We start from the raw sequence: 11883 nt of genomic DNA, 5'->3' as shown, positions 1-11883 counted from the left end.
GCCGCGGGCGGCGCGGCCCGGATATGGTCGCACCGTGGCGCAGAAACCTGCGGGCTCCGAGCCTGCTCCCCGACCTTCCCCCCGCTCGTCGGGGGGCTCCGGACCGGACTGGACGCCCGTGCGCAAGAACCGCGGCCGCGTCGTCGCGGCGATCGTGGCCCTGGCGATGCTGCTGACGGCGATCGGGGGGACGGCCGTGAGCATCCTGGGGGCCTCGTCGGCGAGCGCCCACGACCGGCTGGTCTCCTCGGACCCCGCCGACGGCGCCGAGCTCGACGCGCCGGTCGACACCCTCACGCTGACCTTCAGCGCGGCGATCATCCCGGACGGCACCCAGGTGCGCGTCAGCACGCCGGCCGCCGAGGTCGACGCCGACGTCGCCGTCGACGGCGAGACCGTCACCGCGACGTTCGACCCGCCCGCGGAGGGCGGCGAGCACCGGGTGCAGTGGCGTGCCGTCTCGGCGGACGGGCACCCGATCGAGGGCGAGCTCGCCTACGACGTCGCCGCGCCCGCCGAGCCGAGCCCGGAGGCGTCGGAGCCGGCGGACGCCGGTGCGGCGGAGGCGGAGCTGGAGGAGTCGGGCGAGCTGGAGGGGCTCGGTGCCGCGGCACCGGAGCCGTCCTCCTCGCCCGCCGGCGGCGGTGCGGGCACCGACCCCGAGGCCGGCGGCGCGATGCCGCTGGTCTACGGTGCTGTCCTGGTGGCCCTGGTCGGGACGGCGGGCGTGCTCGTCGCCCGGTCGCGCCGCCGCCTGCACCAGTCCGTCGAGCCCGGCCGGCAGGACGGACCGCAGGACTGAACCAACCGTCCGCGGGGACTGCGAGCCACGCCGAAGGGCGCAAAAGTCGCAGGAACGTGCGGATGTTCCTTAGTGTGTTCCCGGTCCACCGGTTCGCGCCGGACCGACCGAGAACGTGACGACGTGCGGGTCTCGTACGTCGTGATCCGGAGAAGGGATTCACATGTCGCTGAACAAGTCCGAGCTCGCCTCGGCCATCGCCGCCAAGGCCGACCTGACCAAGTCGGACGCCGAGGCTGCGCTCAACGCCCTGCAGGAGGTGCTCATCGAGTCCCTCGGCAAGGGCGAGGCCGTCAAGGTCACCGGTCTGCTGTCGGTGGAGCGCGTCGAGCGTGCCGCCCGTACCGGCCGCAACCCCCGCACCGGCGAGGAGATCCAGATCCCCGCGGGCTACGGAGTCAAGATCAGCGCCGGTTCGCTGCTGAAGAAGGCCGTCGCCAAGTGACGTCCCGCTGACCCCGGTCAGCATCTCGAGAGCCCGTCGTCCGATGCCGGACGGCGGGCTCTCGCGCGTCGTGCCGGGGGACGCTCAGAGGTCGCCCTTGCGCTCCAGGTAGCGCATGGCCACCCAGCCGAACGGCACCCGGCCCCAGTAGGTCACCAGCCGGAACAGGATCGTCGTGGACAGCGCGATCGACGCCGGGATGCCCGCGGCGGTGAGCCCGGCGGTCAGCGCGGCCTCGACGCCGCCCAGGCCGCCCGGGGTGGGGACGAGCGCCCCGAGGGCGTTGCCGACCAGGTAGATGACGGCGACGTCGATGAGCCGGAGGGACTGCCCGAACGCCGCCAGCGACGCGTCGAAGGCCAGCACGTAGCCCAGCGACATGATGACGTTGCCTCCGATCCCCAGGGCGAGCCGGTCCGGCCGCCCGAGCATCTGCGACAGGCGGGGCCACACCTGCTCCAGGGTGGGGCGCGTCTTCTCCCAGACCCAGCGGCGGACGGCGGGGACCAGCAGGGTGGCGATGACGGCGGCGGCGACGCCCGCGATCGCCAGCAGCACGGTGATGGACGGCAGCTCGATGAGACCACCGGAGCCGGTGAAGATCGAGAGCACCACGAGCAGCACGACCGTCACCACGAACTGGGACGCCTGCACCAGCGCCACGGTCGCGACGGCCATGGGCACCGCGACGCCGCGGCGGGTCAGCATGCGCAGGTTCAGCGCCGCGGGCCCGATCCCGGCCGGCGCGGCGAGCGACACGAACGACCCGGCCATCTGGGTCAGGGTGGCGCGCCACAGCGGCAGCCGCTTCGGCGAGAACGCGACGAACGTCAGCGCCGCCCCGAACCAGGTGACCGCGCCCAGCAGGAACGCGACGACGATCCACCACGGGTTGGCCTGGCTGACCGCGGCGGTGATCTCGTCGAGGTTCATCGTGGTGACCAGCGCGGTGATCACCACGATGAACAGGGTCAGCATGATGACGGTGCGCGCACCGAACCGGGTGATGTTCTGCGGCTGGACGTCCACCTGCGGGAGCCGTGCGACCAGCGCGTCGCGCAACGCGTCCAGCAGGCCCTTGCGGTGGCGCACGGCGACCCGGGTGGGGGCCGGCAGCGCGACGGACTGCAGCAGCGGGCCGACGGCGGTCACGTCCGCGTCGGGCAGCGCCCGGACGGCGGAGGCGACGGCACGGTCGGGACCGACCTTGAGCGCGAGCAGCGCGAGCATCTGCGTGAGGTCCAGGCGGCGGCCGAGCGTGGTGGAGGCGATCTCGCCCTGCTCCCAGCCGGTGAGCCAGACCCGGGGGCCGCCGTCGTCGTCGCGCCCCACCAGGAGGACGTCCTGCGTGAGCGCGTGGTGCGTCAGGCCGGCCGCGTGGGCGCGCCGGAGCTGTTCCCAGGCGGCCGCGAGGACCGCGTCCCCCGCGGGGCCGTCGAGCGCGTCGTCCGGCAGGTCCCGCCACGAGACGGCGCCCTCGGCGTGCTCGGTGACCAGCACGATGGAGTCGGCGGCCTCGCCGACGCCGAGCAGGTGCGGCGTGCGGACGCCGGCGGCGGTCGCGGCGTAGGTGAGCAGCGCGGTGCGCTCGGCGACCGCCTTGAGCGACACCTGGGCGCGGCCCTCGAGGCCGCGCAGCCGCAGCGCCCGCCACGCCCGCGTCAGCATCCCCACCACGTGCCGGTCGCCGTCGAGGACGACGACGTCGCGGCGGTCGCCGTCGGGGGTGAACATCGCGTACACCCGGGTGTCGCCCGCCCGGGTGAGCGCCATCGTGGCGGGGTCGGCGAGGGTGCCCGACGACGGGAGGTCGGGCTGGTCCAGCGGCTCGCCGCGGCTCCCGCGTGCGCCGACCCGGCCGCGGTGGCGGAGCATGGCGCGCAGGGTGGTGCGTCCGGTGACCTCCCCGGCGGCGTCGACGTGGGTGACCGTGTCGTCGGGGAGCCCGCCGCCCGAGCCGTGGTCGGGTCCGTCGGTGTCGGTGTCCTCGACCTGGGCGGACACGCCCCGGACGCGGACCAGGGCGGTGGGCCGGAATCCTGCGTGCCGGACGGCGGTGACGAGGTCGCCGCCGTAGGCCCGCTCCGAGCGCACCCCCGAGGCGTACTGGACCGCCTGCCCCGCGATGCGGCCCAGCAGCAGGGCCACGAGCACGCCCGGCAGGGCCGCCTGCCCGGTGATGAGCGCGATGACGAGCGCCAGGTAGAGCACGTTCCACGACCACCGCACCGTCCGTCGGCGGGTGCGCGGCCCGGCGGTCGTCAGCAGCCCGGCGATGGCCGCGACGTACCCGGGGATGGTGATCCTCCACGAGCCGTCCCGGAGCACGGAGAGCGTCCGGACGAGCTCGTCGCTGCCGAGCCAGTCGATCGCCAGCACGGCGAGCACGCCGAGGACCAGGCCGAGCGCCGCGGCGACGATCGACTCGACGACCTGCCGTCCCAGCCGGCGCATGCCGAGCTCGAGCAGCACCGCGACCGGCACGATGAGCGTGACGAGCCCTTCGAGCAGGGCGACGGGGACGAAGAGCAGCTCGCCGAGGAGCGTGTTGAACGCACGCACGTCCTGGGTGACGCCCTCGGTGGTGCCGTGCGCGACCACGGACAGCACCAGCACCAGGGCGACGCCCAGCGCGCTGAGGACCAGCCCGAGCAGGTCGGACGGCTTGCGGACGCGCTGCTCGGGGTTGTCGACGACGCGCACCAGGCCGGCGTCACGGTCGGACGGACCCTCCGGGGCGAACAGCGCGCGCAGCGCGCCCGTCGGCGGCTTCGCGACGTCCCCGGGCGCGAGGGAACCGACCTCGTGCACCACGGAGCGCGGTGCAGCGGGGCCCGTGGGGGCCTCCTCACGCGCGCGGGACATGCTCGCGAGTCTAGGTGGGCGCGGCGCGGAGGGCTGGTCGAAATGTGCCGTGTCCGGGGGGTAGTGTGCCCGCACAACTACCGCACCGTCGCGGAGCAGGTCTGATGGCGTCACACCGACGTGATCTGCCCGACACAGGCGGCTGCTAGACAACTCCGTGCCCGCGACGACCCGCGGACGCATCCAGAGGAGATCAACCATGAGGTTCATTCGAGGCAACCGACGGGGCGTGCCCGCCGTCGCCGGTGCGGCAGGCATCGCGGTCCTGCTCGCGGCGTGCAGCGGCGGCGGCGACGGGGAGAGCACCGCCGAGGGCGGCGGCGAGGCCGGTGGCGCGCTGACCATCGGCACCACCGACAAGGTCACGACGATCGACCCCGCCGGTTCGTACGACAACGGCTCGTTCGCCGTCATGAACCAGGTCTACCCGTTCCTGATGAACACCCCGTACGGGAGCCCCGACGTCGAGCCCGACATCGCCGAGTCGGCCGAGTTCACGGCGCCCACCGAGTACACGGTGACGCTCAAGCCCGGCCTGAAGTGGGCCAACGGCAACGACCTGACCGCCTCGGACGTGAAGTTCAGCTTCGACCGCATGGTGGGCATCGCCGCCGAGAACGGTCCTTCCTCGCTGCTGTACAACCTCGACAGCACCGAGGTCGTGGACGACACCACCGTGGTCTTCCACCTCAAGAGCGAGAACGACCAGGTGTTCCCGCAGATCCTGTCGTCCCCGGCCGGCCCGATCGTGGACGAGGACGTCTTCTCCGCCGACGAGCTGACGCCCGACCAGGAGATCGTCGACGGCAACGCGTTCGCCGGCCAGTACACGATCACGAGCTACAACTTCAACGAGCTCATCACGTACGAGGCCTACGAGGGCTACCAGGGTCTGCTCGGCCCGGCCGAGACGCCCGAGATCAACGTGTCGTACTTCGCCGACTCCTCGAACCTCAAGCTCGAGGTGCAGCAGGGCTCCGTCGACGTGGCGTTCCGCTCGCTGTCCTCGACGGACGTCGAGGACCTCCAGGGCGACGACAACGTCAAGGTCGTCGAGGGGCCGGGCGGCGAGATCCGCTACGTCGTCTTCAACTTCGACACCCAGCCGTACGGCGCCGCGCAGCCGGAGGCCGACGAGGACAAGGCCCTCGCCGTGCGCCAGGCCGTCGCGCACCTGATCGACCGCGAGGCGATCTCGGAGCAGGTCTACAAGGGCACCTACACGCCGCTGTACTCCTACGTCCCGGCGGGCCTGACCGGCGCCACCGAGTCGCTCAAGGAGCTCTACGGCGACGGGCAGGGCGGCCCCGACGCGGCCGCTGCCGAGCAGGCGCTGAACGACGCGGGCGTCGAGACCCCGGTCGCCCTGAGCCTGCAGTACTCGAACGACCACTACGGCCCGTCCTCCGGTGACGAGTACGCGCTGATCAAGGACCAGCTCGAGGCGTCCGGCCTGTTCACGGTCGACCTGCAGACCACCGAGTGGGTCCAGTACAGCGAGGACCGCACGGCCGACGTCTACCCGGCCTACCAGCTCGGCTGGTTCCCGGACTACTCGGACGCCGACAACTACCTCACGCCGTTCTTCCTCACGGAGAACTTCCTGGCCAACCACTACTCGAACCCGGCCGTCGACGAGCTCATCCTCGAGCAGAGCGTCACCGCGGACCCGGACGAGCGCACCGCCGTCATCGAGGAGATCCAGGACACCGTGGCGCAGGACCTGTCCACGGTCCCGTACCTGCAGGGTGCTCAGGTCGCCGTCGTCGGGGCCGACGTGACGGGTGCCGAGGACACGCTCGACGCGTCGTTCAAGTTCCGCTACGCGGCGCTGGCCAAGGGCTGACGGGCCGGTACCCCGCTCGTGGCTGCAGCACCGGCAGCAGGAGGCGCACTGGGACGGTACGTCCTGGTGCGCTTCCTGCTGATCATCCCCACCGTCTTCATCCTGGTCACCACCGTGTTCGTGCTCATGCGCGCCACGGGTGACCCGATCACGGCCGCCCTCGGCGGTCGTCTCACCCCGGACCAGCTCGCCGAGCGCATCCATGCCGCCGGGTACGACCGGCCGATCCTCGTGCAGTACTGGGACTACCTGTCCGGCGTCTTCACCGGCGACCTCGGCACCACGCTCAGCGACAGCCGGCCCGTGACCGAGGTGCTCACCACCTACGGTGCGGCGACGCTGGAGCTGAGCCTGTACGCCGTGCTGGTCGCGACGGTGCTGGGCGTCCCGTTCGGGATGCTCAGCGGGTACTTCCGCGACCGTGTCCCGGACGCCGTCCTGCGCGTGCTCGCGATCCTCGCGTACGCCACCCCGGTCTTCTTCGCCGGCCTGCTGCTCAAGCTGGTCTTCTCCGTCTGGCTCGGGTGGTTCCCCGTGGCCGGCCGCGTGTCGACCGCCGGCGAGATCGAGATGCGCAAGGCCGGGGCCGACTCCGGCTTCATGGTGATCGACGCCCTGCAGACCGGGGACCCCGCCGTCCTCCTGGACGTGCTGTCCCACGCCGTCCTGCCGGCCATGGCGCTCGGGCTGCTGACCGCCGGGATCTTCCTCCGGCTGGTCCGGACCAACATGATCGGCACCCTCGGCACCGACTACGTCACGGCGGCCCGGTCGCGGGGCGTCCGCGAGCGCCGTCTCGTCACGGGTCACGCCTGGCGCCCGGCTCTCATCCCCGTCATCACGGTGGCGGGCATGCAGATCGCCATGCTGCTGGTCGGTGCGGTGCTGACCGAGACCACGTTCGAGTGGCGCGGGCTGGGCTTCCAGCTCGCCCAGTACCTGCAGGCGCGCGACTTCGTCGCGGTGCAGGGGATCGTCGTGGTGATGGCGGTCGTGGTGGCCGTGACGAACTTCCTGGTCGACATGATCGCGGTCCTCGTGGACCCGAGGGTGAGGTACTGATGACTGCGCCGGAGATCACGGGCGTCGGCACCGCCGGCGCCGCGCCGGAGCACCTGCGCGGTCGCGGTGCGTGGTTCAAGCGCCTGCCCGTGGTGCACCAGCTGCGCCAGAGCGTCGGGCTGCAGCGCGGCATGCTGGTGGCGGGCCTGGTTCTCACGGTGGCCTTCGTCGTGCTGGCGGCCGGTGCCCGGTGGATCGCCCCGTACGGCTGGGCACAGCTGCGCGGCCCCGACGGCATGTTCGGGGCGCAGCAGCCGCCCAGCGCCGACCACTGGTTCGGCACCACCGTGGGCGGCTACGACGTGCTGTCGCGCGTCGTGTGGGGCGCGCAGACGGCACTGTTCGTCGTCGTCGTCGCGGTGCTGTCCTCGATCGTGGTCGGGGTGGTCCTCGGGCTGCTGTCCGGGTACTTCGGCGGCTGGGTCGACCGGCTGCTGGTGCTGGTGGCCGACGCCGTCTACGCGTTCCCCTCCCTGCTGCTCGCCATCCTGCTCGCGATCGTCATCTCCGGCGGTCAGTCGAGCATGTGGGGCGGCATCTTCGCGGCGGCGCTGTCCATCACCGTGGTGTTCGTGCCGCAGTACTTCCGGGTGGTGCGGGCGGAGGTGGTCCGGGTCAAGGGCGAGGCGTTCGTCGACTCGGCACGCGTGCTCGGCACCGGGCACTGGCGGATCATGACCCGCCACGTGCTGCGCAACTCGATCCGCACGCTGCCCCTGATCGTGACCCTCAACGCCTCCGAGGCGATCCTCACGCTGGCCGGGCTCGGGTTCCTCGGGTTCGGGATCGAGCCGACGGCGGCCGCCGAGTGGGGCTACGACCTGCAGCGGGCCGTCGCCGACGTGACCTCGGGCATCTGGTGGACCGCGCTGTTCCCGGGCCTGGCGATCGTCGTCGCCGCGATGGGCATGACGCTGGTGGGCGAGTCGCTCAACGACCTCGCGGACCCGCGGCTGCGCTCGCGGTCGCGCTCGAAGCAGGTCTCCGGGAAGGTCGCGGCCACGTCCGTCGTCGCGGACGACCAGCAGAAGGGAGACGTCGCGTGAGCGCCGTCGCATCGATCAACGACCTGGCGGTCTCGTTCGCCACCGACGCCGGCCCGGTGCGCGCCGTCGACGGCGTGAGCCTCGAGGTCCGGCCCGGCGAGGTCCTCGCCGTCGTGGGCGAGTCCGGCTCGGGCAAGACCGTCACGGCGAAGGCGATCCTGGGGCTGCTGCCCGCCACGGCGACGACCCGTGGCGCCGTGGTGCTCACGGCGCGGGACGGCACCACCACCGACGTCGTCTCGGTGTCGGGGGCGAGGCTGCGCGAGGTGCGCGGCCGGGACGTCGCCATGGTCTTCCAGGAGCCGTCGAGCGTCCTCAACCCCGTGTACACGGTGGGGCGGCAGATCGCGGAGGGCCTGCGCGCCCACGGCAAGGTGTCGAAGAAGGAGGCGCGCCGGCGCGCGATCGAGGTGCTGGGCACGGTGGGCATCCCCGATCCCGAGGAGCGGGTGGACCACTACCCGCACCAGTTCTCGGGCGGGCAGAAGCAGCGCATCGTCATCGCGATGGCGCTCGTGCTGAACCCCGGCCTCATCGTGGCGGACGAGCCCACCACCGCACTCGACGTGACCGTGCAGGCGGAGATCCTGGAGCTGCTGCGGCGGCTGCGGGACGACACGGGCACGGCGATCGTGCTCATCACCCACAACATGGGCGTGGTCGCGGACCTCGCGGACCGGGTCGCGGTGATGTACCAGGGCGAGGTGGTGGAGAGCGCTCCGGTCAAGGACCTCTTCGCCGACCCGCAGGCCGAGTACACCCGGGCGCTGCTCGGTGCGGTCCCGCGGATCGGCGAGGGTGTGGCCCGCGCGGCAGCGCGGCTCGAGGCACGACCGGAAGGCTGGCACGACGCCGAGCCGGTCGTCCGGGCCGAGGGCCTGACGATCACCTATCCGGGCCGGTTCCGGCAGCCGTCGTTCACCGCGGTGGACGACGTCTCGTTCGCCATCCGGCCGGGCGAGGTGCTGGGCCTGGTGGGGGAGTCCGGTTCGGGCAAGACGACGATCGCCCGCGCGATCGCCGGTCTGACCCCGGTGAGCGGCGGCTCGCTCGAGGTGCTCGGCGCGCAGATGAACGGCGCCCGCGGGCGCCGGCTGCGCACGATGCGCCCCCGGCTGGGGTTCGTGTTCCAGGACCCGGCCACCTCGTTCAACCCGCTGCTGACCATCGCCGAGTGCGTGGCCGAGCCGCTGGTGGTGCACGGGCGGGCCCGGACGCCGGAGGCGGCGCGCCGGCGGGTCGACGAGCTGCTGGAGGCGGTGCAGCTGCCCCGCTCGTACGGTGACCGGTTCCCGCACGAGCTGTCCGGCGGGCAGCGCCAGCGCGCCTCGCTGGCCCGGGGTCTGGCGCTCGACCCGGAGCTGCTGGTGGCGGACGAGCCGACGTCGGCCCTCGACGTCTCCGTCCAGGCCAAGGTGCTGGAGCTGTTCACCGAGCTGCAGGCCGAGCTCGGCTTCGCGTGCCTGTTCGTCTCGCACGACCTCGCGGTGGTCGACCTCCTCGCGGACCGGATCGCGGTGCTGTACCGTGGCCGGCTCGTGGAGGAGGGCACGGGTGCCGAGGTGCTCGGGTCACCGCGGGAGGACTACACGCGCCGCCTGCTCGCCTCCCTGCCCGTGCCGGACCCGGTGGCCCAGGCGGAGCGGCGGCAGGCGTGGGAGACGCTCGCCGAGCCGTCCGTCAGGTGATGCCCAGCGCCTCGCGCCAGGCGGCCGGCACCAGCGCGTAGCCGACGAACGCGACGACGTCGAGCACGGTGTGCGCGACGACGAGCGGCAGCACGCGGTGCCGGCCCCACCGGGAGGTGTAGAACCAGGCGAACACGACGCCCATGACGACGTTGCCGACGAACGGCCCGATGCCCTGGTACAGGTGGTAGGACCCGCGCAGCAGCGCACTGGCGGCGACGATCTTGAGGCGCGTCCAGCCCAGGTCGGCGGTGCGCTCGGCGAGGTATGCCACTGCGACGACTTCCTCGAGCAGCCCGTTCTGCAGGGCCGCCAGGATCAGCACGGGCACCGTCCACCAGTGCTCGTCCAGGGCGCTGGCCTGCACGCTGACGGTGATCCCGAGGAGCCGGCCCAGCGCGTAGAAGGCGAGCCCGGGCAGCCCGATGGCGGCCGCCAGCGCGAAACCCCAGGCGGTGTCGCGTCCGGGCCGTGCGGCGTCGAGCCCGATGCGTCGCAGGGTGCCGGGACCCCGGGCGCTGAGCAGGTAGAGCGCCAGGGCCACGGGGACGAGCGCGAACGCGATGCCGAGGAGCTGGTACGTCAGGTCGAGCCACGGCCGGGGCGAGCGGGACGCGTTGAGCGTGGCGGACTGCTCGGCCAGCGACGTCTCGGCGGTGAGCCGCGCGACGATGTTCACCAGCGCGTAGACGCCGCTCTGCCCCAGGCTCAGGCCCAGGACGATCCAGATCTCGGCGCCGGTCCGACGGCGGTCGCGCGGCGTGCGCACCGGTGCGGCCGGGGCGGGCGGAGCCCATCGGTCGGTGGCTGCCGGGGCGGGGGCTGAGTCGGGCACGGCGTCCAGCGTAGGCCCACCGCCACGCCGCCGCGGGGCGCGGCGTGGGCTCAGGAACGGGCCGGGCGGTCGGCGTCGGTGCGGGCGTAGAGCCGGACGAGCGGGGCCGCCGTCGTCCCGTGCACCACGGTGCTGGCCGCGACGACGAGCATCCCGAGCGCGAAGACCCGCGGGTCGGTCACACCCTGGTCCCGCGCGTGGGCGAGGTAGAACACGGCGGAGACGCCCATCGGGCCGAACCACCCGGCGAACGCGGCGTCGCGGCGGGTCAGGCCGAGCACGGGCGCCATCAGCAGCACCGTCGGCAGCCGGCGCACGACGAGCACCCCGACGGTGACGAGCACGACGACGGGTCCCAGCGCGGCCCAGTCCGCCCACGGCAGGGCGGCCCCGACGAGCAGGAAGAACGGGACGACGGCGTACCGGTTCACGGCCTCGTCGATCATGTCCTGGTGCTCGCGCGTCGACTCGTCGGTGCGCGCCCCGTAGGCGATGCCCGCCACGAACACGGCGAGCACGCCGTCGGTCCCGGCGAGCCGGGCGACGCCGAGGGCGGCGAGGGCGAGCAGGAGCGTCAGGACGAGCGAGGGGCCGCCGGCCAGGTCGTGCTCGCGCGTCGCGAGCCGGCGTCCCGCGGCGGTGACGAGCCCGGCGACGACGCCGATCACGACGGCGCCCAGCACCTCCCAGGTGAGGATCAGCAGCTCGTGGCCCGTGTCGCGCGTGGTGAGCGCGAGGGAGACGGCGATGGCGACCAGGGGCAGGGCGAGGCCGTCGTTGGCGCCGCTCTCCGCGGTGAGCAGCGCGCGCAGGCGGCTCGGCAGGGACCTCTCGGCGACGTCGCCGGTGACCACGGATGCCGCGAGCACCGGGTCGGTGGGGCTCAGGCAAGCCCCGACGACGACGGCGAGCGCCAGCGGCAGCCCGAGGGTGAGGGCGAGGCCGCCCGAGATCACTGCCGCGACGGGCATGACGACGAGCAGCATCCAGGCGACCGGCCGCACCAGCGCCCGCAGCCGGTGGGTCGGGAAGCGCAGCGCGGCGGCCATGACGGAGGCGGCGAGCAGCAGGCGGGACGACTCGAGCAGGAGGGTGTCGCGCTGCGCCTCGTCCCAGCCGAGGGCGCCGGACCCGCCCAGGACGCCGGCCTGGCCGAGCGCGACGCCGAGCAGCAGGCCGACCAGGGGTTCGGTGACGGGCAGCGAGCGCAGCCGTCTGCTCACCAGGGCCAGGACGACGCTCGCGACGCCGACCGTCGCGTACAGCAGCGGCAGCTCCAACCAGGTCACCTCCC

General features: G+C 73.2%; 9 protein-coding genes. 6 read left to right on the top strand and 3 right to left on the bottom strand.

The annotated features are described in order from the left end of the window. The first annotated feature begins 34 nt into the window (after window positions 1-34). Together MWU57_RS09630 and MWU57_RS09625 are read left to right on the top strand one after the other, a co-directional pair. Window positions 35-802, top strand: a complete 768-nt coding sequence (locus MWU57_RS09630) for a copper resistance CopC family protein (RefSeq protein WP_246908955.1) — start codon at window positions 35-37, stop codon at window positions 800-802. 163 nt (window positions 803-965) lie between these two features. Beyond that, window positions 966-1247, top strand: coding sequence for an HU family DNA-binding protein (locus tag MWU57_RS09625; RefSeq protein ID WP_106265333.1), 282 nt, complete (start codon window positions 966-968; stop codon window positions 1245-1247). A gap of 84 nt (window positions 1248-1331) precedes the next feature. Here MWU57_RS09625 and MWU57_RS09620 read toward each other — a convergent pair whose 3' ends face one another. Further along, on the bottom strand, window positions 1332-4112 hold the full coding sequence (locus MWU57_RS09620; protein WP_246908954.1) for a lysylphosphatidylglycerol synthase transmembrane domain-containing protein: 2781 nt from the start codon (window positions 4110-4112) through the stop codon (window positions 1332-1334). 199 nt (window positions 4113-4311) lie between these two features. On the opposite strand from MWU57_RS09620, the gene MWU57_RS09615 reads away from it, so the two are divergent. From MWU57_RS09615 to MWU57_RS09600, 4 genes are all read left to right on the top strand, one after another. Further along, window positions 4312-5958 (top strand): ABC transporter substrate-binding protein, encoded by a 1647-nt coding sequence (locus MWU57_RS09615; RefSeq protein WP_246908953.1) that lies wholly within the window; start codon window positions 4312-4314, stop codon window positions 5956-5958. A 63-nt stretch (window positions 5959-6021) separates the two neighbouring features. Beyond that, window positions 6022-7020 (top strand): ABC transporter permease, encoded by a 999-nt coding sequence (locus MWU57_RS09610; protein WP_374108544.1) that lies wholly within the window; start codon window positions 6022-6024, stop codon window positions 7018-7020. Further along, window positions 7020-8066: an ABC transporter permease gene (locus MWU57_RS09605; protein ID WP_246908952.1), complete on the top strand. Its 1047-nt coding sequence runs from the start codon at window positions 7020-7022 to the stop codon at window positions 8064-8066. The genes MWU57_RS09610 and MWU57_RS09605 overlap by 1 nt, the downstream gene beginning before the upstream one ends. After that, entirely contained in the window at window positions 8063-9754 is a 1692-nt protein-coding gene (locus tag MWU57_RS09600) for an ABC transporter ATP-binding protein (protein WP_246908951.1), read from the top strand. Before MWU57_RS09605 ends, MWU57_RS09600 begins: the two co-directional genes overlap by 4 nt. Here MWU57_RS09600 and MWU57_RS09595 read toward each other — a convergent pair. Both MWU57_RS09595 and MWU57_RS09590 read right to left on the bottom strand, forming a co-directional pair. Continuing rightward, entirely contained in the window at window positions 9747-10598 is an 852-nt protein-coding gene (locus MWU57_RS09595; RefSeq protein WP_374108543.1) for a CPBP family intramembrane glutamic endopeptidase, read from the bottom strand. The genes MWU57_RS09600 and MWU57_RS09595 overlap by 8 nt on opposite strands. A gap of 41 nt (window positions 10599-10639) precedes the next feature. Continuing rightward, window positions 10640-11878, bottom strand: coding sequence for a cation:proton antiporter (locus MWU57_RS09590; RefSeq protein ID WP_246908950.1), 1239 nt, complete (start codon window positions 11876-11878; stop codon window positions 10640-10642). Between the last annotated feature and the right edge of the window lie 5 nt (window positions 11879-11883).

This window comes from Isoptericola sp. S6320L, from assembly GCF_023015685.1.
GTDB lineage: Bacteria > Actinomycetota > Actinomycetes > Actinomycetales > Cellulomonadaceae > Isoptericola > Isoptericola halotolerans_A.
This window is presented reverse-complemented; position numbering and strand designations above follow the sequence as displayed.